Annotated in this window: 21 protein-coding genes; 14 read left to right on the forward strand and 7 right to left on the reverse strand. The window is 61.0% G+C overall.

Going from position 1 to position 24,964, the window contains the following annotated elements:
• Positions 1 to 88 precede the first annotated feature (88 nt).
• From BK660_RS27420 to BK660_RS27430, 3 genes are all read right to left on the reverse strand, one after another.
• Positions 89 to 1,834, reverse strand: a complete 1,746-nt coding sequence (locus tag BK660_RS27420; RefSeq protein ID WP_123435970.1) for a protein-disulfide reductase DsbD — start codon at positions 1,832 to 1,834, stop codon at positions 89 to 91.
• A 181-nt stretch (positions 1,835 to 2,015) separates the two neighbouring features.
• Entirely contained in the window at positions 2,016 to 3,962 is a 1,947-nt protein-coding gene (locus BK660_RS27425; RefSeq protein WP_123435971.1) for a methyl-accepting chemotaxis protein, read from the reverse strand.
• A gap of 52 nt (positions 3,963 to 4,014) precedes the next feature.
• Positions 4,015 to 5,685, reverse strand: a complete 1,671-nt coding sequence (locus tag BK660_RS27430) for a response regulator (RefSeq protein ID WP_123435972.1) — start codon at positions 5,683 to 5,685, stop codon at positions 4,015 to 4,017.
• Between the two features lie 286 nt (positions 5,686 to 5,971).
• Here BK660_RS27430 and BK660_RS27435 point away from each other — a divergent pair, with 286 nt between their 5' ends.
• The 7 genes from BK660_RS27435 (at position 5,972) to BK660_RS27465 (ending at position 13,271) form a co-directional block, all read left to right on the forward strand.
• Complete coding sequence (locus BK660_RS27435; protein ID WP_123435973.1) at positions 5,972 to 7,039, forward strand: DUF2333 family protein; 1,068 nt, start codon at positions 5,972 to 5,974, stop codon at positions 7,037 to 7,039.
• A gap of 3 nt (positions 7,040 to 7,042) precedes the next feature.
• On the forward strand, positions 7,043 to 7,600 hold the full coding sequence (locus BK660_RS27440) for an NUDIX hydrolase (protein WP_123435974.1): 558 nt from the start codon (positions 7,043 to 7,045) through the stop codon (positions 7,598 to 7,600).
• 177 nt (positions 7,601 to 7,777) lie between these two features.
• Positions 7,778 to 8,149, forward strand: coding sequence for a translation initiation factor Sui1 (locus BK660_RS27445; RefSeq protein WP_027921891.1), 372 nt, complete (start codon positions 7,778 to 7,780; stop codon positions 8,147 to 8,149).
• Between the two features lie 219 nt (positions 8,150 to 8,368).
• Positions 8,369 to 10,282 (forward strand): arginine decarboxylase, encoded by a 1,914-nt coding sequence (gene speA / locus BK660_RS27450; protein WP_027921890.1) that lies wholly within the window; start codon positions 8,369 to 8,371, stop codon positions 10,280 to 10,282.
• Positions 10,283 to 10,515: 233 nt separating this feature from the next.
• On the forward strand, positions 10,516 to 11,583 hold the full coding sequence (locus tag BK660_RS27455; RefSeq protein WP_123435975.1) for a contractile injection system protein, VgrG/Pvc8 family: 1,068 nt from the start codon (positions 10,516 to 10,518) through the stop codon (positions 11,581 to 11,583).
• Positions 11,580 to 12,377 carry a DUF4123 domain-containing protein gene (locus BK660_RS27460; protein ID WP_123435976.1) on the forward strand — a complete coding sequence of 266 codons (798 nt, stop codon included), beginning with the start codon at positions 11,580 to 11,582 and terminating at the stop codon, positions 12,375 to 12,377. Before BK660_RS27455 ends, BK660_RS27460 begins: the two co-directional genes overlap by 4 nt.
• Before the next feature lie 18 nt (positions 12,378 to 12,395).
• The gene (locus BK660_RS27465) at positions 12,396 to 13,271 is read left to right on the forward strand and encodes an alpha/beta hydrolase (protein WP_123435977.1); all 876 of its coding nucleotides are present in this window, start codon (positions 12,396 to 12,398) and stop codon (positions 13,269 to 13,271) included.
• Here the strand turns inward: BK660_RS27465 and BK660_RS27470 are convergent.
• Both BK660_RS27470 and BK660_RS27475 read right to left on the reverse strand, forming a co-directional pair.
• Positions 13,265 to 14,614 carry an MATE family efflux transporter gene (locus tag BK660_RS27470; protein ID WP_123435978.1) on the reverse strand — a complete coding sequence of 450 codons (1,350 nt, stop codon included), beginning with the start codon at positions 14,612 to 14,614 and terminating at the stop codon, positions 13,265 to 13,267. The genes BK660_RS27465 and BK660_RS27470 overlap by 7 nt on opposite strands.
• Positions 14,615 to 14,770: 156 nt before the next feature.
• Complete coding sequence (locus tag BK660_RS27475) at positions 14,771 to 15,064, reverse strand: hypothetical protein (protein ID WP_123435979.1); 294 nt, start codon at positions 15,062 to 15,064, stop codon at positions 14,771 to 14,773.
• 155 nt (positions 15,065 to 15,219) lie between these two features.
• Here BK660_RS27475 and BK660_RS27480 point away from each other — a divergent pair, with 155 nt between their 5' ends.
• The 5 genes from BK660_RS27480 (at position 15,220) to BK660_RS27505 (ending at position 19,579) form a co-directional block, all read left to right on the forward strand.
• Positions 15,220 to 15,522, forward strand: coding sequence for a MazG-like family protein (locus tag BK660_RS27480; RefSeq protein ID WP_007947666.1), 303 nt, complete (start codon positions 15,220 to 15,222; stop codon positions 15,520 to 15,522).
• Positions 15,522 to 16,271 (forward strand): methyltransferase domain-containing protein, encoded by a 750-nt coding sequence (locus BK660_RS27485; protein ID WP_123435980.1) that lies wholly within the window; start codon positions 15,522 to 15,524, stop codon positions 16,269 to 16,271. Before BK660_RS27480 ends, BK660_RS27485 begins: the two co-directional genes overlap by 1 nt.
• A gap of 12 nt (positions 16,272 to 16,283) precedes the next feature.
• Positions 16,284 to 16,898, forward strand: coding sequence for a DUF4136 domain-containing protein (locus tag BK660_RS27490; protein WP_123435981.1), 615 nt, complete (start codon positions 16,284 to 16,286; stop codon positions 16,896 to 16,898).
• A 53-nt stretch (positions 16,899 to 16,951) separates the two neighbouring features.
• On the forward strand, positions 16,952 to 17,518 hold the full coding sequence (locus BK660_RS27495) for a DUF4136 domain-containing protein (protein ID WP_123435982.1): 567 nt from the start codon (positions 16,952 to 16,954) through the stop codon (positions 17,516 to 17,518).
• 219 nt (positions 17,519 to 17,737) lie between these two features.
• On the forward strand, positions 17,738 to 19,579 hold the full coding sequence (locus BK660_RS27505) for a pilus assembly protein TadG-related protein (RefSeq protein WP_123435984.1): 1,842 nt from the start codon (positions 17,738 to 17,740) through the stop codon (positions 19,577 to 19,579).
• Here the strand turns inward: BK660_RS27505 and BK660_RS27510 are convergent.
• A complete protein-coding gene (locus BK660_RS27510) occupies positions 19,549 to 22,317 on the reverse strand; it encodes a PAS domain-containing sensor histidine kinase (protein WP_123435985.1) in 2,769 nt (922 codons plus the stop codon). The two genes, BK660_RS27505 and BK660_RS27510, sit on opposite strands and share 31 nt — an antisense overlap.
• Entirely contained in the window at positions 22,314 to 22,754 is a 441-nt protein-coding gene (locus BK660_RS27515) for a TadE/TadG family type IV pilus assembly protein (protein WP_123435986.1), read from the reverse strand. The genes BK660_RS27510 and BK660_RS27515 overlap by 4 nt, the downstream gene beginning before the upstream one ends.
• A 75-nt stretch (positions 22,755 to 22,829) precedes the next feature.
• Here BK660_RS27515 and BK660_RS27520 point away from each other — a divergent pair, with 75 nt between their 5' ends.
• Positions 22,830 to 23,300 carry a prepilin peptidase gene (locus tag BK660_RS27520; protein WP_123435987.1) on the forward strand — a complete coding sequence of 157 codons (471 nt, stop codon included), beginning with the start codon at positions 22,830 to 22,832 and terminating at the stop codon, positions 23,298 to 23,300.
• Positions 23,301 to 23,414: 114 nt separating this feature from the next.
• On the forward strand, positions 23,415 to 24,194 hold the full coding sequence (locus BK660_RS27525) for a response regulator transcription factor (protein ID WP_123436032.1): 780 nt from the start codon (positions 23,415 to 23,417) through the stop codon (positions 24,192 to 24,194).
• Positions 24,195 to 24,964 lie beyond the last annotated feature (770 nt).

The raw sequence follows: 24,964 nt of genomic DNA on the forward strand, positions 1-24,964 counted from the left end.
ACTATGCCGCAAAGCCTTTGTGACTGTCCAGTTCTATGCAATAGCCAGCACGATAGCCGATGTTTGCGCGAAATATGTGACCAGCTGATTAAATCCGGTCATTTGCCTTCGCAACACGTTCGGCGAAGTCCTTGGCGTTGATCTCGCCGATCACTCGCACATCGGCACGTTCAACACCGTCCTTGCCGAAAAACATCAGGGCCGGAGGACCGAACAATTTGTAACGGTCGAGCAGGGCGCGTTGTTCGGCATTGCTGGCGGTGATATCGAAACGAACCAGTCGATAGCCTTGCAGGCGCTCCATGACCTTGGCGTCGTTGAGCACTTCGTGTTCGATGACTTTGCAGCTGATGCACCAGTCGGCGTACCAGTCGAGCAATAGCGGGGTGCCGGAGGATTGAGCGTCGGCGAGCACGCGGTCCAGCTCTGAAGGCGTGTTGATGGTTTGCCAGGCGCCGGTGTTTTGCGCAGGGGCGTTACCTGCAATCGCACGTGATTGGCCAATCGGATTGAGCGGATCGGTCTGACCGCTGAACGCCCCAAACCAGCAGGCCAATGCGTAAAACAGCAGGAACATCCCGAGCAATTGGCCAAGGCGTTTTCGTGGAGGTTTGTAGACGAACTCCAGCGCCCCCATGAACAAGCCGACGCCACCGGCCAACAAACCGATCAGCAGCAAGGTGATCTGGCCCGGCAGTACGCGGCTGAGCAGGCCGATTGCCAGTCCCAGCAACAACACGCCTATCGCGTTTTTCACGTAGACCAGCCATGGCCCGCTTTTCGGCAGCCACGCCGCGCCACCGGTGGCCACCAGCAACAGCGGCGCACCCATGCCGAGGCCGAGCATGAACAGCTTCAAACCGCCGCCCAACGCATCGCCACTGGCGCTGATGTACAGCAACGCACCGGCCAGCGGCGCCGAAACGCAAGGCGAAACCAATAGGCTGGAGACCACGCCCAGCACTGCGGCGCCCCACAGCGAACCGCCTTCCGTGCGCCCGGCGATGCGATCCAGGCGACTGCTGATGGCGTGCGGCAGCTTGAGTTCGAATACGCCGAACATGGCCAGGGCAAACACCGCAAAAAACGTCGCGAACGGCACCAGCACCCACGCCGATTGCAGGCGCGCCTGAAGATTGAGTTGTGCGCCGAACAGGCCCATCAGTGCACCGAGCAGGGCAAAGCAGGCGGCCATCGGCAGCACATAGGCCAGGGACAGGTTGAAGCCGCGCAAACCACCGACCTGACCGCGCAACACCACGCCGGACAGGATGGGCAGCATCGGTAATACGCAAGGTGTGAATGTCAGACCGAGGCCGGCGAGGAAGAACAGCGCGAGTTCGCGCCATCCCCAGTTTTGCACCGGAGCCGGAGCGCCGATGCCATCAATGCTCAGGCGTTCGGTTTCCGGCGGATAGCACAGGCCTTTGTCGGCACAGCCTTGATAGGTCACGGCCAGCGTGAAGGCGCGCTGATCGGTACGCGGCAGTTGCACCTCGATGATCCCGTGATAGACCTCGACATCACCGAAGTACTCGTCGTGCTTCTGCTCGCCCTTGGGCAGTTGGGCGGTGCCCAGCGTTACCTCGGCCGGGTCAGCCCGAAACTGGAAACGATGGCGATAGAGGTAATAGCCTTCGGTGGCGACGAAACGCAGCTTGATCGATTGCGCCGTGCTGTCTACCAGGCTCAGTTGAAAGGCTTCGCGCACCGGCAGGAAGTCGGCGCTGTTGTTGGTCGAGCCCAGGGTGGAGCTGGGCCGGGTGTCCAGCAACCCGGCGGCGGTGGCCGGCAGGGCGAGCACTAAAAGCAGCAGGCAGAGCAAACGGCGCATGACAATCTCGCGTATCGGAATTGGGGGCATGATAGCGGACGGCGGGCGGGTGTGCAGGGTAGGGAGTTATGCGGTGATTGTACTGGCGCCTTCGCGAGCAAGCCCGCTCCCACATTCAACCGAGTTCATCAATGAGAATGCGGTCAAATGTGGGAGCGGGCTTGCTCGCGAAGGCGGTCTATCAGACGCGGAAGGCCTGAACAGCGGTACGCAGCCGCCCACCCAGCACCAACAGGTTCTCCCCTTGCTCACGCCCTTCACCAATGCGCAGCAAGTTATCCCCGCCCAATTGGTGAATGCGCTCGCTGTGGTCGCGAATCTCGCTGACCGCGCCGCTCTGCTGGGCGGTGACATCGGCGATGCGCACCGCAGTGTCGGCAATGGTCTGGATCGCGCCGACGATTTTATCCAGCGCACCATCCGCCGCTTGCGCCTGATTGGCCGTGGCTTCGGCGTGTTCGACCTGCGCGCGCATGCCTTCTACCGATTGACGCGCGGCGGTTTGCAGGCCGGCAATCAGCGTTTGGATTTCTGCCGTCGCGCCTGCGGTGCGTTGCGCCAGTGAGCGAACCTCTTCCGCCACCACCGCAAACCCGCGACCCATTTCCCCGGCGCGGGCCGCTTCGATGGCGGCGTTCAGGGCCAGCAGGTTGGTCTGGTCGGCAATCGAGCGGATCACCGTCAGCACGCCGCCGATGGTCGCCGACTCTTCTGCCAGGTGCTCGATCATTTGCGCGTTGCCCTGCACTTCACCCACCAGTGCATGCAGGCCGGTCAGGCTGAGGCCGATGACTTTCTGCCCGTGCTCGACCGCCAGGCCGGCATGGCGACTGGCGTCCGCGGCCTGGCTGGCATCGCCGGCAACTTGTTGAATGGTCGCCTCCAGTTCGCCGAGGGAATCGCGGATCAGGGCGGTGTCGCCTGCTTGATGTTCGGCGCCGCTGTGCAGGTCATTGCTCAAATCCGCCAGGGTTCGGCTGCTGCCGGCGACTTGTTCGGCATTGAGCCGAATGGTCCCGACCAGATCCACCAGGTAGGCGCGCAAGCGATTGAGCGACGCCTGGATGTCATGCAATTCGCGATTGGTGTTGCCCAGCTCGATGTCCCGGCTGAAGTCGCCTTCGGCCCAAGTGGACAGGGCCGGTGCCAGGTTGGTCAGGGTTCGTGCCAGACGCCGTTGCAGGGTGTCGATGAGCAGGGCGATCAGCAGGATCAGCCCAATCATCACGCCCTGCATCAAGCGCACTTCGCCCTGAATCTGCCCGTGCTGGGCGCGGACCACCGGTTCGAGCCCGGCAATCGCTTGCTGCACGGCGGCGATTTTCAGGTGCGTGGCGGCGCTGAGGTCAGTGCGTTTCTGGATCTGATCACGGGTGCGTGACAGTTCGGCCGGGTAGCGTGTCAGCAGGCTGTTGAGTTCACGCTTGAGGCCGACACCGGCGTCTTCCGCAGTGGCTTTCTCGTTGTTCTCCAGCCCCATCATCGAGGCGAAATCATCGGTGCTGGATTCGGTCTTGGCGGCTACGCCGAGCAGTGGCAGGCCGCTCAACAGCTCTGCCTGAGTACGGATGTTGGCCACTTCGCGCTCGACGTCGGCGGCCAGTTCACTGCGGCCGCTGCTGACCAGTTTGTCCCGGGCCAGCGACAGTTTGCCCAGGTGTTGAGAAGCGGCGAGCAGCGGCGTCAGGTAGGCGGCGTTCGAGCTGGCATACTGGCTGAGCTGGTCGAGGCTGGCGCCGAGTTCGCGTTCGGCTTGCAGCAACAGTGCTTGCGGATCGCCCGCGAGTTTGCCGGCGGCCAACAGATCGGTTTTGCTGAACTCCTCCAGCGTCGACAGGCTCGGGCGCAGGGTGTCGGCCAGGGCCGGCGGCAACTCACCGAGCTCTTTTTGCAGGACATCAATCGCCTGGCTGGCGCTGCTCAGGCGCAGGGCATCGCCACTGGCGAGGTAATCCTCGATATTGCGCGCGACTTCATTCTGAAATTGCTGGGATAGCCCCAGATACCGCTCCATCAACAGATACGGGCGTTCCAGAGCCTTTTGCGACCACCACAGCGTGGCGCCAAGGGCCACGCACACGGCGACTAAAAGGAGGGTATTGAGATTGGTCAGCAACTTCAGGCGCATGGCGGATCTACCAACGGCAGAATGGTAAGCGTCTGAATTTATTGCGTTTGTGTTACAGGGTTATGACCGAATCGGTGAATTCAGATGAAAAGGTGGCACTTTGCTGTGACGTTCGCGCCGCCTGAACGCGATTTCGTCCGGCGTCCTTGGCGCGGTACAGCGCCTCGTCTGCCTGACTGGCCATCATCAGGCTGTCGGAGTGCTCGCACAATTCCACCACGCCAGCACTGAACGTGCACCACAGGTCCTGTGGCTGGGCCGGGTAGTGAATCTCGGCAAAGCGCTGACGAATTTCATCCAGCACGGCGTAAGCCGATGCGAGGTCGGTGTCCGGCATCACGATCGCAAACTCTTCACCGCCATAGCGGCCGATGAAGTCGGTCTTGCGCAGGCGTTGCTTCAAGAACAGCGCCAGGCTCTTGATCACCCGGTCGCCCATGGGGTGGCCGTGGCTGTCGTTGACTCGCTTGAAGTGGTCGATGTCGAGCATCGCAAAGCTCAGCGGCTTGCCCTCGCGGCGGGAGCGGAAGCTGCAGTCTTCGAGCAATTGCAAAATGTGCGTGTGGTTGTACAAACCGGTCAGGCTGTCGCGGACCATTCGGGCTTTCAGATTGCGCGCCCGTGCCGCGCGGTTGCGCACGGTGGTGATCAGGTGGCGCGGCTTGATCGGCTTGGTCAGGAAGTCGTCGCCGCCTTCGCTCATGGCGTCGAGCTGCTTGTCCAGATCGTCTTCGGCCGACAGGTAAATGATCGGGACGCTGACATAACGGTCGTTGTGACGGATCACCTTGGCCAGTTCCGTCCCGGTGCAGGTCGGCATGTACATGTCGAGGATGATCAGGTCTGGCTGAAAGTCCGAGAGTTCGGCCATGGCCTGAATCGGATCGATCAACGTGCGCGTGACGATCCCGGCGCTATTGAGCAGGCGTTCGGTGTGCAGGGCCTGTGCGCGGGAGTCGTCGATGATCAGCACTTTATAAGGTTCGTACTGCGCGACGCAGGTCAGGACTTCGATTTTCTCCAGCAGGCTCGAAGCCTCCAGGGTGCCGGTGAGAAACTCCTGGCCACCGGCGCGCACGGCGGCGAGGCGGGTCGGGGTGTCGGTTTCGTGCAGGCTGAAGAACAACAGCGGCAGGCGATGATCGAGACCTTCCTGGGCTTCGGCGGCCAGTTTCAGGCCGATACCGGCGCCACTGAAGTCCACGTCCATGACGATCGCCGCCGGCAAGCGCTCGACCATCGCGGAGCGGAATGCAGCAACGCTGTCGAGGGATTGGGCGCTGAGCCCGAAAAATTCCAGTTGCTTGGCCAGGCGCTCGGCGCGGTCGTGATCCTGCAGCATCACGTAGATCGGCTTGCGCAACGGCGGCAGGAAAGTTTGTTCGTACTGATCGCCATGGCGCAGGCCGGTGCGCGACAGGCGCTGCATCAAGCGATTGAGATCGGTGATCAGCCCGCTGCTCAGGCGTCCGCGATTGGCTTCGACAGCCTCCAGCGACTGGCCGATGTGACGTGCCAGTTGAGTATGTTCCGGTTGTTCGAAGCGCTCGGCAAACCGCAGCAGGCGCAGATTGGCCTCGCTCAGTTCCGATAAGTCGGTGGCGGACCACTCGCTGCGTTGCAGGCGCTGCCAGATCTCAAGAATTTGACGTGCCTGATGAATTACCCGCTGGGCAAAGTGGTGCTTGAGGCGCTCACGGCTGGGGTCTTCTGGCTCGGTCATATCCTGACTACTAGTTAGGGTAAAAGCTGAGATCGACTGGTGGCTCTATGCTAGCACCTCTTTGCAATTGCACGAGTGTCGGACGTCAATAATCTGTAATGCGGCGTCATTCAGTTTATGACCGGTCGGTCGGATAGGCTCAAGGCGTGTGCTTCCTTTATAGTGGCGCCTCGACGATGCAATCCTGGCTCACGGCAGCGCGCGGATTAATACGCGGCAAAACGAGGCACGATGGCGTAGGGTTGTGGTCGAACCGATGAACTCAAGTGATTGAAAGGATATCGCCATGCTGGACTGGAAGAACCGCGCGGGCAGCGCCCCTGAACGTGCCGCCGAACCGAAGTCGGCCACCCGCAGTTATATCGGCGGCCTGCTGTTCAGCCGGGCGCTGGCCACCTTGATCGGTCTTTACCTGCTGGTGGCGATTGCCCTGGGTTGGTATTGGAGCGAGGAGCCCGCGTTGTTTCCGGTCCAGCAGAATGCCCAGATCGCTGCCGAGAAAGAAGGCAAGCAAATGGTCGTCGGCTACACCACGGTGGAAACCCTCAAGACCGTCGCCGGCACGTTGCTGACCAAGCCGGGTGGCTACATTTCCAACGACCGTTTCCCGCCGGGCTTGTGGATGGACAACATGCCGAGCTGGGAATATGGCGTGCTGGTCCAGGTTCGCGATTTGAGCCGCGCGCTGCGTAAAGACTTCGCCCGTTCCCAGTCGCAATCGGCCGAAGACGCCGACCTGGCCAAGGCCGAGCCGCGTTTCAACTTCGACAACAAGAGCTGGGTGCTGCCTTCCAGTGAGTCCGAGTATCAGGAAGGCATCAATTCCCTGAGCCGCTATCAGGCGCGTTTGTCCGATCCGAACCAGAAAAGCGCGCTGTTCTATGCCCGCGCCGACAACCTGAACAACTGGCTCGGTGACGTCGGTACCCGTCTGGGTTCACTATCGCAACGCCTGTCGGCCAGCGTTGGCCGGGTCAAACTCAACACTTCGCTGAAGACCGAAGTCCTCGCGCCAGGGCAAGTGCCACAGGTGGACGAAGAAATCGTCGAGACGCCGTGGATGCAGATCGACAACGTGTTCTACGAAGCGCGCGGTCAGGCCTGGGCGCTCTCGCACTTGCTGCGCGCCATCGAAGTCGACTTCGCCGATGTATTGGCCAAGAAGAACGCCACGGTCAGCGTGCGCCAGATCATTCGTGAGCTGGAAGCCTCGCAAGAGCCGGTCTGGAGCCCGATGATTCTCAACGGCAGCGGCTTCGGTGTGCTGGCCAACCACTCGCTGGTCATGGCCAACTACATTTCCCGGGCCAACGCCGCCGTGATCGATCTGCGTCAATTGCTCAATCAAGGCTGAGTCATGGTTGATAACGCCAAAGAAGCCGCCCATCGAGCGGCCTCGGATGCCGAACAGATCGCCTGGGTCGACGAGCAGGACAACCTGCTCGGCGCCCTGGTCCGTTCCGACTTGCGCGAGCGCGGGCTGATCGGGCGCGGCACCTACATCATGCTGTTTAATTCGGCCGGTGAACTCTGCGTGCATCGCCGAACCCTGAGCAAAGCCATTTATCCGGGGTACTGGGACGTGGCGGCGGGGGGCATGGTGCTCGCCAGTGAAACCTACGCCGAGTCAGCCGCCCGCGAACTGGAGGAAGAGCTGGGCGTGAGCGGCGTGCAACTCACCGCCCACGATCACTTCTTCTTTGAAGACACCGACAACCGGCTCTGGTGTTCGGCGTTTTCGGCGGTCTGGGACGGACCATTGATTCTGCAGCCCGAAGAGGTGCTTGAAGCACGCTTTATGCCCATCGATCAGGTCATGCTGGAAATCCAGCAAAAGCCTTATTGCCCGGACTCTCTGGCGGCATTGAAGCGCTATCTGCGTGCGCAACGGGATGGCGTCGCAAAAGAGCTGTAAATTGGCGCCGATTGGCTCTTAGCAAGTCGGCTTTTTGCCGTTACACTGCGCGACCTTTTCAAGCTGAACCGGCATGTCTGGTTCAGTAGCGCTGCCCCTGCCTGAGTGGGGCTTCGCGGTCGATGGCGGCTTCCCAAGTCGCCGCGACCAGTCTTTGTCCTCCCAAGAGGATTGCCGGTGGCCAAAAAAGCCGCATCCTTCGCCGCCCTTGGTGGCCTGGTATTTTCCACCGACGCAGGTCGTCATTGCCCGGATTGCAGTAAACCGGTGGACGCCTGTATCTGCAAACAGACCGTTATCCCGGCCGGCGACGGCATCGCTCGCGTGCGTCGCGAAAGCAAGGGCCGTGGCGGCAAGACGGTGACCACCATCACCGGCGTGCCGTTGGCCGAAGACGCTCTCAAGGAACTGGCCACTACGTTGAAGAAGCGTTGTGGCACAGGCGGAGCGTTGAAAGACGGGATCATTGAAATCCAGGGCGATCATGTCGAGCTACTCTTGGGCGAGCTGATCAAACTCGGTTTCAAAGCGAAGAAGTCCGGCGGCTAGCAGCCTCTGTGAAAACCACCCTCGGCTTGATCCAGTCCTGACAACAGTTCTGGCGTCGTCTACATGGTTTTCACAGAGCCTGTTCTGACCGGTTTCTAAACTCAAACCTGAATGTGAGGTCTATCGCCCTTGCATGCAGGCTAATCGTCATTTTCATTCTTTAGACTGCGCCGGCCTGAACCCAGGCGACGCTCTATGACTTCTTTATAGGGGACTTCAATGTCCGTACGACGCACACGCAAAGACGATGGCAGCCAATGGACAGTTGCGGACAGCCGCAGTGTTTACGGGATTCGCCATTGGGGGGCCGGGTATTTCGCGATCAATGACGCCGGTCGCGTCGAAGTTCGTCCGAACGGTCCGACCAGTTCGCCTATTGATCTGTTCGAGCAAGTCGACCAACTGCGCAAAAGCGGTTTGTCCTTGCCATTGCTGGTGCGTTTCCCGGATATCCTGCAAGACCGCGTGCGTCAGCTGACCGGCGCCTTCGATGCGAACATCGAGCGTCTGGAATACCAGAGCAAGTACACCGCGCTGTACCCGATCAAGGTGAACCAGCAAGAAGCGGTGATCGAAAACATCATTGCCACCCAGGACGTCTCCATCGGCCTGGAAGCCGGCTCCAAGCCTGAGTTGCTGGCCGTGCTGGCGCTGGCGCCGAAGGGCGGCACCATCGTTTGCAACGGTTACAAGGACCGCGAGTTCATTCGTCTGGCGCTGATGGGCCAGAAGCTGGGCCACAACGTCTTTATCGTGATCGAGAAAGAATCCGAAGTCGGCCTGGTGATCGAAGAAGCGGCGTCGCTCAAGGTCAAGCCTCAGGTCGGACTGCGCGTACGCCTGTCGTCCTTGGCTTCGTCCAAGTGGGCGGACACCGGCGGCGAGAAATCCAAATTCGGTCTATCGGCGGCGCAGTTGCTGTCGGTGGTCGAGCGTTTCCGCGCTGCTGGCCTGGACCAGGGCATCCGCCTGCTGCACTTCCACATGGGTTCGCAAATCGCCAACCTGGCGGACTACCAGCACGGTTTCAAGGAAGCGATTCGTTACTACGGCGAACTGCGCAACCTCGGCCTGCCGGTGGATCACATCGACGTCGGTGGCGGCCTGGGCGTGGACTACGACGGTACGCATTCGCGTAACGCCAGTTCGATCAACTACGACATGGACGATTACGCCGGTGTCGTGGTCGGGATGCTCAAGGAATTCTGCGACGCGCAGAACCTGCCGCACCCGAACATCTTTTCTGAAAGCGGCCGCTCCCTGACCGCTCACCACGCCATGCTGGTGGTGCAGGTCACCGACGTCGAGAAACACAACGACGACGTGCCGCAGATCGACAACAAGGAAGAACTGCCGGAAACAGTGCAGTGGCTGGTTGACCTGCTGGGCCCGACCGACATCGAAATGGTCACCGAAACCTACTGGCGCGCGACGCACTACATGAGCGACGTGGCCACCCAGTACGCCGATGGCAAGCTGACCCTGGCGCAAAAAGCCCTGGCCGAACAATGCTACTTTGCCGTGTGCCGTCGCCTGCACAACTCGTTGAAAGCCCGTCAGCGTTCGCACCGTCAGGTGCTGGACGAGCTCAACGACAAGCTGGCCGACAAGTACATCTGCAACTTCTCGGTGTTCCAGAGCCTGCCGGACACCTGGGCCATCGGCCAGGTGTTGCCGATCCTGCCGCTGCACCGTCTCGACGAAGAGCCGCTGCGCCGCGCCGTGCTGCAAGACCTGACCTGCGACTCCGACGGCAAGATCAAGCAATACGTCGACGAGCAGAGCATCGAAACCAGCCTGCCGGTGCACGCGCTGAACGAGGGTGAAGACTACCTGCTGGGTATCTTTCTGGTCGGCGCTTACCAGGAAATCCTCGGCGACATGCACAACCTGTTCGGTGACACTGACTCAGTGAACATCTACCAGAACGCCGATGGCAGCGTGTACCACGCTGGTATCGAAACCCACGACACCATCGAAGACATGCTGCGTTACGTGCACTTGTCGCCGGAAGAGTTGATGACCCACTACCGCGACAAGTGCGCCAGTGCCCGCATCACCGCTGCCGAGCGCACCCAGTTCCTCGACGCTCTGCGCCTGGGCCTGACCCGTTCGTCTTACCTGTCTTCGTAAGGTAGGGCACCGCTCCCATCAGGTTGTCTGAAAATGTCCCGCACGCTGCGGAAATTTCAGATGACCTGGTGCGACGCGTCTTTGTTTTCCCGCGAAATGACTCACATCCTCGTCTATCCCGGCGATGTGGTCCTCTTTTCGCGTAGGTCATTTCCTAAGTTGTCGTTCAGCTCTCTACTCGGCCAACTCTCTCGGAGAGAATCCTCAGCCGCCCTTCCTGTAGAGAATCGCCGATGTTCGATCCAGCCAACGAGCCGTCATTTCGTCTGGATGTAGAGGGTCTGCCCGATCCCTTTGCGGTCTTGGCCCTTACCGGCAGTGAAGCGATCAGCGAACCCTTTGAGTTCAACATGGATCTGCTGATCGGCGATCCGGCACTCGACCTGGCAAGCCTGTTGTACCGGCCGGCCTTTTTGCATGTCGGTCCGCCGGGAAACGGTTTTCACGGACAGTTGCATGAGCTTGTCCAGACCGGGCAGGGCGCCACACTCAGGCGTTGTCGTGTGCGCCTGAAGCCGAAACTGGCTTGCCTGGCCCAGCGGTTCAGCCAGCGTATTTTCAGCAACCGTTCGGTGCCGGAGATCCTCGCCCAAGTGCTCAAGGAGCATGGCATTGCGGGCAAGGATCGGCGTTTCGAGTTGACCGGCGATTACCCGCCTCGGGATTTCTGCACGCAGTATCAGGAATCGGACCTGCAATTTTTCCAGCGGCTATGCGCGCAGGAACGCTTGCACTACCACTTCGAGCACCGCAGGCGTGGTCATTGTCTGGTCATGGGGGACGGGCAGGTTCAGGACGGCGCAGAGTTGCCCTGTGTGACGAAGGTCATTGGTCCGCGGATGCACAGCTTGCAACGGGCTTGGGTGGTTGAGGTCGATGAGCCTCAACCCGATGCAACCAGGCCCGTCGCGGTGCAATTTGATTGGCTCTATCAGGGCGAAGGCGCGGCCCCCAGCCACTGTTGGTTGTCGATGGCGCCTGAATTGAGCGGCGACCACACCATGCCGTTGAGAGAAGGTCTTGAGGTGCTGGTGAGCTTTATCGAAGGCGATCCCGATCAACCGCTGATCACCGGATTTCTTTGCGGTGCGCCAGTCACCCAAGCGGCCGATCCTCAACCTGCTGCTGCTGCTGCTGCGGACGACGATGTGTCGGTTGACGGATTGTTGCACCTGCTGCAATCCAGCGAGCCGTTGGTGTTGCTGTGTCTGCTGCCCGGCGGGGGCAGTTTCGTACATTGCACACACGTCCTTTGTGCGTGCCGGGCAGCGACGCAGCTTGGCCAGAGCGGTGCACCATGATTGCCACCCTGGCTCCCGATCCAACCTCACAATGGCTGTTGCTCGATGCGCCGGGCGAACCCGGGGCCGGGGCGGCGCTGCAGGAACAATTTGCCGACGCCCGACAGTACGGGCTGTTTGACGATACCGAATGGCAGTCGTTACGGGATCACGGGCCGGTGCTGGTCGACCTCAAGGACTGCCCGGCATTGGCCGAACGTTGCCTGTGCGAACCCCATCTCTGGAATGGATTGTGGCTGGTCAGTGAAGCATCGCCGTCGCAATTGCTCGAGCATTTGCGCCGCATGCTCACCGTCACCGTTGGCCTGCATCACCGCGCCTTGCTGAGTTACTACAACCCGCACACGGCCAGTTACTTTTTCGATGCGTGCGATGCCCGGGAATTGAGTCGCTGGCTCGGCCCGATCAGGCAGATGCGCTGGTTCGGTGGCACCTGGGCTGATCGGGCCATCGGTTGTCAGGGCTGGCAGCAATTGTTCAATCCGGGGCTTGTCGTCCAACCGCTAGGCATCGAGGAAGACCTCAGTGCGCGTCAGCGGGACGCTTTGCAAACCTGCCTGCTGGAGCAGCATGCCTGGCGCTGGAGCCAATCCACCGGTCGCGATTACACCCGTCTATGGTCCCATCTGATGGAAGGGCTGGTGCTGGGCTTCAGCGAGCGGCCCGTGCTCGATGGCTGGTTATGGCTACGCTTGCAGTACCCCGACGCTTCGCCTGAGCAGCCGTTGTCGGGATTCACCCAGCAGGAGCGTCTCGATAGCCTGCGCAACCTGTGGCAGAACGATCAGCCCTGAACACGAGGTTACCCATTGATGGTGAGTCAAATCCGCGTTTGGTTCGGACTGGTCGTGGGCGCACTTTTGCTGACCCTGATAACGGCGTGCTCGCCATTGAACATGCTTAATGTCCTGACCCCTGACGGTACGTTCGACAAAACCGAGGGCATTGCTTATGGCGATGACCCGCGACAGAAACTCGATGTTTACGTGCCGCGACACGCCATTGAAAACACGCCAGTGGTGGTATTTTTCTACGGCGGCAGTTGGAACAGCGGGTCGCGTAGTGATTACGCTTTTGTCGGCGAGGCGCTGGCGTCTCGGGGAATGGTGACGGTCGTGGCGGACTATCGGTTGTATCCGCAGGTGCGGTATCCGTTGTTTCTCGAAGATGCGGCGAAAGCCGTGGTCTGGACGCATGAACACATTCGCCAGTTTGGCGCAAACCCGCAGCGCCTGTACCTGATGGGACACAGCTCCGGGGCCTACAACGCTGCAATGCTGGCGCTGGATTCGAGGTTGCTGGGCGCGCAGGGCATGTCGCCGCACGACCTCAGTGGGTGGATTGGCCTGGCCGGGCCTTATGATTTTTTACCCATACAAAATCCGGAGGTGCGCCCGGTGTTTTTCTGGCCAGATTCTCCCCCCCAATCCCAGCCGATCAACCACGTCAGTCGAGGCGCTCCACCCGCGCTGTTGATGGCTTCACGCGATGATGATGTCGTCAATCCGACCCGCAACACCGCAGGCCTGGCACTGAAATTGCGCCAGGCCGGGGTGCCGGTTCAGGACTTTTACTTTGCCCGCACCAGTCACGCCACGCTGGTAGCGACGCTGTCCCGGCCCCTGCGCGGTTTGGCGCCTGTGCTGGATGAGGTCACGGCCTTCGTCAACGCCACGCCGACTCAGTGAACCTTGCCGGTGAACCAGCCATCGTTCGTGCGCAAGTGCCAGGCTATCGCGCCGAGGGTCAGGCTGCGCAACACCATGAACAGTAAAAAGGTGATCCACAGTCCATGGTTGCCCAGACCTTGCAGCGCCCAGGCGAAGGGCAGCAGCAGGACCACAGTCAGCAGCATGCCGTTGCGCATTTCCCGGGCGCGAGTAGCGCCGATGAACAGCCCGTCGAGCAAGTAACTCCACACCGCAATCAGCGGCAGCGCGGCGAGGTAGGGCAAGTAAATGAAGGCGGTGTCGCGCACGCTCTGGATGTTGGTCTGCATCTCGATAAACAAATGCCCGGCGAACGCAAACAGCACGGCAAAGCCCAGGCTTGCCAGCAATGACCAGCCGCAGGCGACCACCAGAGAACGGCGCAACGCCTCTCGATCACGGGCGCCAATGGCGTGCCCGCACAGGGCTTCCACGGCATGCGCCAAACCGTCCAGTGCGTGGGCCGTCAGCAACAAGCCGTTCAGCAGCAACGCGTTGGCGGCAACAGTGGCATCGCCGAGTCGCGCGCCCTGCACGGTGATCAGGAAGAACACCGATTGCAGCGCCAGGCTACGGATGAAGATGTCGCGATTGACCGCCAGCAAGGGCCGCCAACTCTGCCACAGCGCCAACGCGGCCCAGACGATGTGACCGGGGTAGGCGCGCAAGGCTTTGCGCGTCATCAGCAGGCCGATCAGTGCACCGGTCCATTCGGCAATCACTGAGGCGCGGGCTGCACCGACCACGCCCCATTCCAGCCCGAGGACGAACCACAGGTTCAGCGCGATGTTCACCAGGTTGGTGCTCAGCAGAATCGCCAGCGGCGCCCGGGCGTTCTGGGTGCCGAGGAACCAGCCGACCAGTGCATAACTGGCCAGTGCCGCTGGCAGTCCGAACAGCCGGGTGTGGAAAAACTCGCGGGTCAGGTGATCCAGCTCCGCCGACGGTTGCATGAAGTGCAGCGCGACGCCGCTCAAGGGAACGCCCGCAGCCCCCAGGACAATCGCCAGGCCCATGGCCAGCAACAGGCCTTGCAGCAAAATCTGCCGCAACGCCGCGCCATCCCCGCGTCCGGCAGCCTGCGCCGCGAAACCGGTGGAGCCCATGCGCAGAAAACCCATGGCCCAGGCCAGGAAGGTATACAAACTGGCCCCGACCGCGACGGCGCCCAACTGATGGGCGTGGGGCAGGTGGCCGATGACCGTACTGTCGACCAGCGCCACCAGCGGTACGGAAATGTTCGACAGAATCATCGGCGCAGCCAGCGCCCAGACCCGGCGATGGGTCGGGCGGTCACGCCAGTCGGCAATCAGGTTGGACATGCAGGCTCCTTGGCGAAGCCGGCATTGTAGCGGTAGGCGAGCGCATAGCGAGTGTGGGAGCGAGCCTGCTCGCGAAAGCGGAGTGTCAGTCGACATTAATGCTGAATGACACACCGCTTTCGCGAGCAGGCTCGCTCCTACAGGGGTTTTTGGGTGTCAGTGGATGATCCAACTCAGCAGCCACAGCCCCAGCAACAGCCAGATAATCCCCATGATGACCGACGCATTCATGAACGCCCGAATCGCCGACCACAACAGCATCAACCCCAGGATCAGCGCAATGATGCTGATGATCGAAGTGTCCATCCCCAGTGTCCGGGACAACCCGTCGACAAAGTTGCTGCCGGCGTGGCTCAACAGGTTGAACAAGCCACTGAGGGCGTCAACGATAAAGCGGATGACCGAACCGAGCGCCTGGCCGAGCCATTCGAAAAAACCTTCTACCTGCATGTTGTTAACGTCCTGATGAAAGTGATTGAGCCTTGGGCCATTGATCGCGGTGGCGAGTTCCCCACAAGCATAGAGGGTTGCATTGCACCTGTGGGAAAAGCGCCCTTGCCATCCCCGGCCATCCCCCCGAAGCTATACGCCTTCAGGAGAGCCCGATGAACCTTGTTGAACTGACCGAACGCCTGCACGCCATCCGTGACCGCAACGACTGGCGCCAATTCCACAGCCCGAAAAACCTGGCCATGGCCGCCAGCGTGGAAATGTCCGAGCTGGTGGAGATTTTCCAGTGGCTGACCGAAGACCAGTCGCGTCAGTTGCCGGCCGACAAGCTCGCTCACGCCGGGCAGGAAGTCGGCGACATCGTGCTCTATTTATTGCTGCTGTGTAGCGAGTTGGGGCTGGACATGAATGAAGTCGTGCGCAGCAAACTCGCGGACAGCGAAAAGAGGTTCAGCTGATGAGTGATCGTCATTTCGATCAACTGGCGACTCGCTTCGCCGAAAAAATCTACGGTGGTGCCAAAGGCGCGATCCGCCTGGCGGTGCTTCAGGCCGACCTGGCCGAAACCCTGCCGGACCGGCCGCTGCGGGTGCTCGACATCGGCGCCGGTCTGGGCCACATGTCGTTGTGGCTGGCACAACGTGGTCATGACGTCACCCTGGCCGAGCCCGCCGAGCCGATGCTCGAAGGCGCCCGCCAACGGTTCGCCGAGGCCGGGCAGAGCGCGACTTTCATTCAGGCACCGTGGCAGGAACTGCTCGGTCAACTCACCGAACCCTACGACCTGGTGCTGTGCCATGCCGTGCTGGAATGGCTCGCCGAACCCCACGCGATCTTGCCGGTATTGCATCAATTGACGAAGCAAGACGGCTGGTTGTCCCTGGCCTTCTACAACCGCGATGCGTTGATTTACCGCAACCTGCTCAAGGGCCACTTTCGCAAGATGCGCAAGAACGACATGGCCGGCGAAAAGCAGAGCCTGACCCCGCAACAACCGCTCGACCCGCGTGAATTGGCGGCGCAACTTGAAGGCCTGTGGCAGGTCGAAACCCAGAGTGGAGTGCGGGTTTTTCATGACTACATGCCGGTGGAATTCCAGGCCCGCGCCGAGCTGGTGGACCTGCTCGAAATGGAGCTGGCCCACCGTCGTCACCCGAGCTTTGCCGGGCTCGGGCGTTATTTGCACTGGATCTGTCGGCCGGTCTGATCGGAGGTCGAAATGAAAAGTCGTTCAGGGTTACTGGTGATCTGTCTCGGGCTGGCGGCCTGTCAGGGCAGCAACCCGTATGTGGCATCGTCCAACCCGATTCCGCCGGCGCCGCCCGGCGCGGACAAGGTTTTCGATCGCAGCGCCTACCCGGCGCCACCGCATGACTACGGGCGTTACCGCAGCTGGGCGTGGCTCGACGGCCACCTGCCGCCGGGCACCACTTGGGCAGACCCGGCGCAGGTGGCCGAAGTGGTCAGCAATGCCCTCGATCAGCGCGGCTTGCGTCCGCTGCACGATAACCGTCCGGCCGACCTGTTTGTCAGTGCCAACCTGCACCAGGAAACCCGCTGGCGCCAGGACCGCGACGACTATGGTTACTACGGCGCGGGCTATGGCGGTTACAACCACTATGGCAACGGCTACGGCATGTACGGCAGCGTGCCGATCGTGCGCACGTATCAGGAGCAAGTCCTGGTGGTGCAAGTGGATCTGTACGACGCCGGCACCGGTCAGCCCGTGTGGAGCGGCAGCGCTGAAACCGGCCAAAGCGGCAGCCAGAGCGAACAAGCCGATGCCCTGCGAAAGGCTGTAGAAAAGGCAATGTCGGCGTATCCTCCCAGTTAGCTTCTGTGGATAAGAAGCATTGCGCTGGTTTTGCCTATAACCGGAGAAACATCATGTTCCGCCGTCTCGCTGTACTGGCCGTGGCCGCGCTGCTCAGCGCCTGCGCCGCCAACCAGGTCAATCATGACTTTGACGCCAGCCGCGATTTTGCCGCCTACCGCAGCTGGAGCTGGAAAGAACCCGCCCTGCAATACCGCCCGGATGATCCGCGGATCAAGAGTGACCTGACTGAACAACGCATCCGCGAATCGGTGACCGATCAGCTTGATCAGCGTGGCTTGCGTCCAGCCGCCAGCGGCACCCGGGGCGATTTGAACGTACAGACTTATCTGATCGTCGAAGAGCGCCAGCAACAAGTCACCACCAGCTATGGCGGCGGTTATGGCAACCCCTGGAACGGTTACTGGGGCGCGCCGATGTACAACGAAACCCGCAACGTCACCTACAAAGTGGCGACCATCCAGATCGACCTGCTCGACGGCAAGGACGGCAAACTGGTGTGGCGCGGCAGCGACGAGCAACTGCTCAGCGGCTCGCCGAACCCGTCGGATCGCAGCAATGCGATCCACGAAACCGTGACGCGCATCCTCGCCAACTACCCACCGAAGCTGACTCACTAACACCACCGATCCAATGTGGGAGCGGGCTTGCTCGCGAAGGCGGACTAACATCCAACAAATATGCTGGATGTAATGGCCTCTTCGCGAGCAAGCCCGCTCCCACATTTTGATTTGTGGTGTTTTTGCTGGCGAGTTGCCAGCAGTCTGTCCAAGCCTTGTCTACACTGCTCTTCACGATCGGAGAAAGCCCCCGGCGGTGCACCGGCAAAGGAGTGCGCGATGTCTCCCCGCTTGCAGTTTCGTGGACCGGCCCGGCAACGGGGGGCGATTGGTTTGATGGCCGCGCTGACCTTGGCGATGGCGCTGGTGTTCTTGCTGGTGGTGATCGACAGCGGTCGGCTCTACCTGGAAAAACGCAACCTGCAACGGGTCGCCGACATGGCCGCGCTCGAAGCCGCCACACGGGGCGGTGACTGTTTGGCCGGCACATCCGCCGTCACCTACGCCACCGCCAGCGCCCAACGCAATGGTTTCGCCATCCCCAGCGCCGGGCGCGCCCTGGCCGTTGCCTGTGGCGTGGTGAACGTGAGCGCCGGCAATATTCGGGTGTTCGCGGCTGACGCGAGCAAAAGCGAAGCAATCCAGGTAATCGCCAGCCATGTGGTGCCGCAAAGTCTGGTCGGTGGTCTCGGTGCGATGTTCGGCGGCGCCCCTGCCAACTCGACCATTAACCTGAGCGCCACGGCCGTCGCGGGTGTTGCGGGGCCGCCGGTGGCCCAACTGAGTATTCGCAGCACCCTGGCGGACGTTAATTTGTTGAACGGCATTATGTCCGGCTTGAGCGGTGCGCCTATCAACCTGACAGTCGCAAGCTGGAACGGTTTGGTCGCCGCCAACATCAACCTGCTCAAGTTCATGGATCAACTCGCTATCGATCTGCAGGTCACCGCCGGTGACTACACGCAACTGCTCGGTGCCGACGCCACTGTGGGCCAATTGCTGCGAGCCGCCGCGACGGTAGCCCAGGCCAACGGCGCGACGGCGGACGTACAGACTGGTCTGAATGGGCTGGCCAACACCGTCGTCAACCCGCTCAAAGTGCATTTGGGTGACATCTTGCAGTTGCAAACGGGCAGTACCGCGTCCGGTCTGAACGCCAACGTGAATGCCTTTCAACTGGTACAGGCGTTTATCGAACTGGGCAACAGCAAGAGTGCGGTGACTGGCACGCTTCCAGTGAGTTTGCTGGGGCTCGGCCTCGGGGCCACGGCAAATATCAAAGTGATCGAGCCGCCGCAGTTGTCGGTGGTCGGTAACCCGGCCTTGGCAAAACTGGCGCCTTTGGGGGCCAATCGAATCTATGTGCGCACTGGGCAGGTCCGGGTATTGGTGAGCCTGGATTTGTCGTTGGTCACCAGCCTGGCCAGTGTAGTGCCGGGCATCCTGTCCGTTGTCGTCGCGCCGCTAGGACTCGATCTGCGCGTATTGCCCAATCCCAATCTGGACATCAGTCTTGAAGCCGGTGGCGGCAGCAGTTACGTCACCGACTACACCTGCGCCAGCGAGACCAATAAAAGCCTGACCGCCTTCACCACCACCACGGTGGCTGAGTTACGGGTCGGGCGGGTCAATTCGGATTGGGCCTCCTCAACGGCACCTCTGAGCGTCACGCCCTTCACCTTGCTCGATATCCGGCACGCCGGCGTGCCCTTTTCCGGCGGTGGTGCTGAACTCAGGATCGACAGCCCCGTCGTACCGACCAGCGCATCAACCACGTTCATCAACCCGCCGAAAGTCGGGCTGGCCCCCTCCAATCCGCCTTACACCTTGACCGCCACCAATGCGATCTCCGGTTTGTCGCAAGCGATCAATCCCTTGCCATTGATTGTCCACACGCCGTCATTCAGTCCCGGCTTCCTGTTACAGGTTGTGTTCGACCTGCTGAACTCGCTGCTCACCGGCGTGTTTTCGTTGTTGACGACAACGCTGAACTCGATCCTCAGCCCGCTACTGGACAACCTGCTCAACACCGTCCTGAAAACCCTAGGGATCGAGGTCGGGAAAATTCAGGTCGGCGCCAACCTCAGCTGTCACTCCGGTCGTGCATCACTGCTGCTCTGATCATCCAATGCAACCGGCAGCTCGATGCAAAACCGTGCACCCTCCACCGAGTTGCGAACGCTCAGGCGTCCGCCCATGTTCTCGACGATGCCGTAGCTCACCGACAACCCCAACCCCGTGCCGATGCCGACCGGTTTGGTGGTGAAGAACGGTTCGAAAATTTTCTCCATCAACCGCGGATCAATGCCGCCGCCATTGTCCTCGACCCACAGTCGCACCGACTGCTTGTCCCGTTCGGCGTACACCGAAATCCACGGCTTGAACTCGCGGTCGGCCTCGCGTTTGCTCAGCAGCGCATCCCGGGCGTTGACCATCAGGTTGATCAACACTTGCTCCAGCTGATCGACGTAGCCGCGCACCTGCACGTCAAAACCGGTCTCGCTGACGCGAAGTTCAACGCCTTTGCCGCGCATGCCTTCGCCCAGCAGCGACAGCGTGCCCTCGATGGCCTGTGCCGGGTTGAACGGATGCTGTTCGATCTCCGAACGGCGACCAAACACCCGCATGTGATCCACCACCCGCGCGGCGCGCTGGACCTGTGAATCGATGCGGTTGAGCTTGTCGGTCAGGTAGTCGATCTGCACTTCGCCCGTGCTCAGGCGCTTGAGTACATTGACGATGGCCATGCGCATCACGTTCAGCGGCTGATTGATTTCGTGGGCCAGGCCGGTGGCCATTTCGCCGAGGGTGGCCATTTTCGCGCTCTGCGTGAGCTGCTGCTGCGAGCGCCGGACTTCGGTGTTATCGCGGCCGACCGCCTGAATTTCCAGCAGGTGCCCTTGGTCATCGAACACCCCGCGATCCGACCAGACCCACCACGCGTGCTCCCGGCCGGGCAGTTGCAGGTTGATTTCCGCGGTGCTCACCGGGAATTCCGGGCTCAGTTGACTGAGCCGCTGCACGAACGCCTCGCGCTGTTCGTCCGACATCCATTGGCCCAGATTCACCCCGGGCAATTGGTCGGGCTGGCATTCCAGATAGGTCGCCAACGGCCGATTGCCGAAGGTCAGCGTCAGGTCCGGGCGATACCGGCAAATCATCGCTGGCGAATCCTCCACCAGAATCCGGTAGCGCTCTTCACTCTGTTTTACCTGTTCGGCGGCCAGGGTCGCTTCGGTGACGTCCAGCCACAAGCCGACGGCTTCCACCGGCAGGCCGAGGTCGTCGCGCAGCAGCTTGGCCTCGTCGAGCAGCCAGTGGTAATCGCCGCGATGGTCGCGCAGTCGGTAACGGGCACGCACCGAGCCTTCGCGCAGCAACTGCCGGGTGCGCTCGAAATACTGATCGCGGTCCAGCGGGTGAATACGTTCGATCAAGGCCCCGGCGCTGCAATCGGCGAGGGTCAGCCCGAGCAGTGGCAACAGGCTGTCGCTGAAAAAGGTCGGTTGCAGCGCGCCTTCGACGTAGCGCTGCACGTAGATCACCGCGGGTGAGCTGGCGATCAGATTGTCCAGCCGCGCATGGGCGGTGGCGGCGTTCTGTTCCTGGTTCTTGATGTCGCTGATGTCGAGCATGAAACCGACCAAACGCCGCTGTTTGCCGGCGCCCAGGGCCTGGCCTTGCAGGCGATACCAGATCGGCGTTTGTGTTGATTCGGGTCGGTGCAGGCGTACACACAGCAACAACGGGGTGCCGGCGTCCTGCAAATCCTGCAGGCGACTGCGCAGTTCTTCGCGGTCGGCGGGGTGGATGTGGTCGAGCCATTCGCTCAGCGGTAATTGCGTGCTCGTCAGGTTCAGCACACTGGCGAGCGACGGCGCCAATTGCACCTCGGCGCTGTCGCTGAACACTTCCCACCAACCGGTGCCGAGCAATCCTTGCAGCGACTCCAGCCGCTCCAGTTGCAATTGATGACGATGCTCGCGCAGGCGTTCCAGCAGCGGGCTGGCCAGCGAAGCGCAGAGTTGCAACCAGTCGCTGTCGTTGAGGTCCGGGGCACGTTGCTGCGCCGTATAGACACCGCAGAGTAACCAGGCAACCACGCCGTGGGCATCGTAATAGGGCACCGCCAAGCCGTCGGCATGCCCGAAGATGTCTTGCAGGCGCGGGTGTGCGGCGGGCGTCAGGTGTTGTGCGGCCGAGCCGTTCAAACTGTCGAGCCCGGTGCCCAGGCGCTGAGCGTTTTGCCACAGCTTCGGCGCATCGAGGGCGGCGTAGTGCTGATGAATTTGCCAGCCCTGTGCCTGCTCATCGAGCAACGCCACCGCGATGCACGGGATGTGAAAACGTTGCGCCAGCACCTGCAGCTGATCCAGCAACACATCGGGAAGGCGCGCCAGGCTGCACAGGCGCAGCTGTTCGCTGATCTTCGCCGCGAGTAACTGATTGTGTTCGCGGCTGCGCGATTGTCGGCGCTCGAGCAACACGTCGCCGATGTCGAGCAACTGCAACAACCAGTTTTTTTCCACCGGTTGGACCCAGCCGCGCAGGTGCAGCGGTTGGCCGCTGACGGTGTAGAAGTCCAGGTCCAGGGTCTGTCCCTGCCAGTCGGCGGGCACGCCTTCGACCGCGAGGCTGCTGTGAGGCATGAGGTAATCCACCAGCAGCGGAGACTGCGCGGCTGGAATCTGTTGGGCCAGCATATGCCGCAGCGGTCCGGTCTGATGAATCACCCGGCCTTCGGCATCCAGGTACAACTGCAAGCCGACACTCTGCACGCACAGGGTGTCGGGCATGGCCACAGGTTGTGGTGGATGGCGGTTCAGCAGACGGCCGAACAGTTTGTCGCCGGAACTCAAAATTGCAGACTCGAACTGGCGCTGAGGGTAGCCGGCAGATTGGGCACCGAGCCGATCCCCGGCAGCACCAGAAACGGCACCACCTGGTTGAGCTTGGTGGTGGGGTAATTGATTTGCACCTTCAGCACTCCGCCGACAAAGGAGATGGTGGAATCGGTGGCGGCATTGAAGTTCAGTGCGGCAGGAATCCAGGCCAGCTGCCGGGTCAGTTCGGCTGCAGCAGTCGCTTGCACCACGGTTGCGTAACCGGGTGCGCTGGGGTCCACCGCCACGCTGCGGCGCACCGCTTCAGCAGTCGACTGATTGAACGACTGCATCAGCAACAGCGGCAAGCTGTAGCTCACGATTCCATAGAACACGGCGAAAAAGAGCACGAACACCAGGGCGAACTCAATCGCAACGGCGCCTTTTTGCTTGCGGGGGAGGCTTGATTTCATGAGTGCGTCTACCCTGACTGACACAGCGTGATATCAGCATAGAATCATTCAGCCATAACGGATGTTTTTTACCGAATGCAAAGCCTTGTTTTATTGATCTGGCTGGCGCTTTGCGCGGCACAGGATGCTCGGGAAAAGCACATCGCCAACAGCCTGACCCTCGGCGCAGGTGCGTTGGCGCTGACTTGGCTGCTGTGGACCGACACCACCTGGCTGGGCGCCGAGGCCGCGCAGGGCGGTTGGGCGTTGTTGCTGGCGCTGGCCTTCACCTTGCCCGGTTATGCGCTGCGTCGCATGGGCGCAGGCGATGTAAAACTGATGGGCGCCCTGGGGCTTGCGACGGACGGTATGCACCTGCTGGGCAGCTTTATCGGCGCCGCGCTGGCGAGCATTTTATGGCTGCTGGTGGCGCCAAGAGTCTGGCTTCATTTGGGTCAAGGGCTTAGGGCTCGTCTTCGCTACCTGGAGCCGGGAGTGTCAAGGAAGCAGCCATTTGCGCCCTTTGTGCTGGTGGGGTTGTTGTTCACGTTCGCCTGGATTCACTAGTCGCCCGCTCTATGTACAGAGTCAAAAAGTGCGTCTACTTTCAAATCACTGGTTGTACAGCCTCGGGCTGTCGGTACAGGAGCGGTCAGCGTTGGCCTGAGCATGGAGTGGCGCGTGAATAAGTTTACGTCTGCGATAAAAATCCTGGTGGTCGATGATCAGCCTTTGATCGTGGAGGAGCTGTGCGAATTCCTCGAGAGCAAGGGCTATGGCTGTATTCCGTGTGGGTCTGGCCAGCAGGCGATCGAGCGTTTTGAGGAGGATCTGGATATCGGTCTGGTGCTGTGTGATTTGCAGATGCCTGGGCTGGACGGGATTGAGCTGGTTCAGGCGTTGCAGCGGTTGTCCGGCAAGCACCGGGCGTTTGAGGCGATCATGCTGACGGGGCGCGCGGACAAGCAGGATGTGATCAAGGCGCTGCGGGCCGGGTTTGCTGATTACTATCAGAAGCCGGTCGATCTGGGTGAGTTGCTGGAAGGGGTTCAGCGTCAGGAAGTGGCGTTGCATGAGCGGCAGAAAAATCTGCAACTGGGGCATTTGAATCAGAAGTTGCAGTACCTTTCCGAGTCGATCGATGATTTGTATCAGGATCTGGATAAGGTTCGACGTGGGCCTCAGGCGGATGTTGGCGATGCTGAGGTCAGTGATGTGGATCGGGTGGAGATGCCGGCGATTTTCAATCAGTTGTCGCCTCGTCAGTTGGATGTGGCGCGGTTGGTGGGCAAGGGGCAGACCAATTATCAGATTGCCTGTGAGCTTGGGATTACCGAGAACACGGTGAAGCTGTATGTATCGCAGGTGTTGCGTTTGACGCATATGCATAACCGGACGCAGTTGGCGTTGGCGTTGTCGCCCAGCAGTTCCGGGATGCGCCAGCGGGTTACGGCTCACTGATTTTCCTCCGCTGCACACTGTTTGACCTGTGGGAGCGAGCCTGCTCGCGATGGCGTCCTCACATCCGACCAATTTCTCCCAGATGTACCCGGATTAAACTGTGGGAGCTGGCTTGCCTGCGATGGCGTCCTGACAGGCGACCAATCTCTATCAGATGTACTCAGATCAAACTGTGGGAGCGAGCCTGCTCGCGATGGCGTCCTGACAGACGACCATTCTCTTCCTCGGTGTACATATCCATTCCTGCGGTAACGGCCACTAATGGTTCCGCCCTTACGGCGTGTCACTTTGGCAAACGCCCCAAAGTAACCAAAGGTCTCGCCCCGAGCGTCCGGCCCCTCGCTTAGGCTCGGCGTTCCTTCGCTCCGGTATCCATCCGGGGACACTGCCCTCCGGTCTGCTTCGCTACGACCTACATGCAGCGTGTTCGACTGCGTCGAACGGCGCTGCGCGCCACTCCCCGGATGCACACCTCCACTCAGCCTCCCGAAGGGGCGGGCAGATCAAAAGCGGCAGGCGAGCTAACGCTCGGCCTGTTGAGTGGTGAGGAGCAAGGGCTGTACGCCGATCAATTGTAGGAGCCTGGCTTGCCAGCGATGGCGGCCTGACAGCCGACCAATCTCCATCAGATGTACTCAACTCAAAATGTGGGAGCGGGCTTGCTCGCGAAGACTGCCTCACAGCTAACCAATCCCCATCAGATGTACCCAATCCAATTGTGGGAGCGAGCCGGCTCCGGGCGGCGTTCCGACGAAGGCGATTTAACATTC

It is taken from the genome of Pseudomonas brassicacearum (genome assembly GCF_003732265.1).
GTDB classification, from domain to species: domain Bacteria; phylum Pseudomonadota; class Gammaproteobacteria; order Pseudomonadales; family Pseudomonadaceae; genus Aquipseudomonas; species Aquipseudomonas brassicacearum_D.

What these genes read in the sequence shown, in the direction of transcription:
- BK660_RS27420 (WP_123435970.1), bottom strand. Translation starts at nt 1,834, where the DNA reads ATGCGCCGTTTGCTCTGCCTGCTGCTTTTAGTGCTCGCCCTGCCGGCC.
- BK660_RS27425 (WP_123435971.1), bottom strand. Translation starts at nt 3,962, where the DNA reads ATGCGCCTGAAGTTGCTGACCAATCTCAATACCCTCCTTTTAGTCGCC.
- BK660_RS27430 (WP_123435972.1), bottom strand. Translation starts at nt 5,685, where the DNA reads ATGACCGAGCCAGAAGACCCCAGCCGTGAGCGCCTCAAGCACCACTTT.
- BK660_RS27435 (WP_123435973.1), top strand. Translation starts at nt 5,972, where the DNA reads ATGCTGGACTGGAAGAACCGCGCGGGCAGCGCCCCTGAACGTGCCGCC.
- BK660_RS27440 (WP_123435974.1), top strand. Translation starts at nt 7,043, where the DNA reads ATGGTTGATAACGCCAAAGAAGCCGCCCATCGAGCGGCCTCGGATGCC.
- speA (WP_027921890.1), top strand. Translation starts at nt 8,369, where the DNA reads ATGTCCGTACGACGCACACGCAAAGACGATGGCAGCCAATGGACAGTT.
- BK660_RS27455 (WP_123435975.1), top strand. Translation starts at nt 10,516, where the DNA reads ATGTTCGATCCAGCCAACGAGCCGTCATTTCGTCTGGATGTAGAGGGT.
- BK660_RS27460 (WP_123435976.1), top strand. Translation starts at nt 11,580, where the DNA reads ATGATTGCCACCCTGGCTCCCGATCCAACCTCACAATGGCTGTTGCTC.
- BK660_RS27465 (WP_123435977.1), top strand. Translation starts at nt 12,396, where the DNA reads ATGGTGAGTCAAATCCGCGTTTGGTTCGGACTGGTCGTGGGCGCACTT.
- BK660_RS27470 (WP_123435978.1), bottom strand. Translation starts at nt 14,614, where the DNA reads ATGTCCAACCTGATTGCCGACTGGCGTGACCGCCCGACCCATCGCCGG.
- BK660_RS27475 (WP_123435979.1), bottom strand. Translation starts at nt 15,064, where the DNA reads ATGCAGGTAGAAGGTTTTTTCGAATGGCTCGGCCAGGCGCTCGGTTCG.
- BK660_RS27480 (WP_007947666.1), top strand. Translation starts at nt 15,220, where the DNA reads ATGAACCTTGTTGAACTGACCGAACGCCTGCACGCCATCCGTGACCGC.
- BK660_RS27485 (WP_123435980.1), top strand. Translation starts at nt 15,522, where the DNA reads ATGAGTGATCGTCATTTCGATCAACTGGCGACTCGCTTCGCCGAAAAA.
- BK660_RS27490 (WP_123435981.1), top strand. Translation starts at nt 16,284, where the DNA reads ATGAAAAGTCGTTCAGGGTTACTGGTGATCTGTCTCGGGCTGGCGGCC.
- BK660_RS27495 (WP_123435982.1), top strand. Translation starts at nt 16,952, where the DNA reads ATGTTCCGCCGTCTCGCTGTACTGGCCGTGGCCGCGCTGCTCAGCGCC.
- BK660_RS27505 (WP_123435984.1), top strand. Translation starts at nt 17,738, where the DNA reads ATGTCTCCCCGCTTGCAGTTTCGTGGACCGGCCCGGCAACGGGGGGCG.
- BK660_RS27515 (WP_123435986.1), bottom strand. Translation starts at nt 22,754, where the DNA reads ATGAAATCAAGCCTCCCCCGCAAGCAAAAAGGCGCCGTTGCGATTGAG.
- BK660_RS27520 (WP_123435987.1), top strand. Translation starts at nt 22,830, where the DNA reads ATGCAAAGCCTTGTTTTATTGATCTGGCTGGCGCTTTGCGCGGCACAG.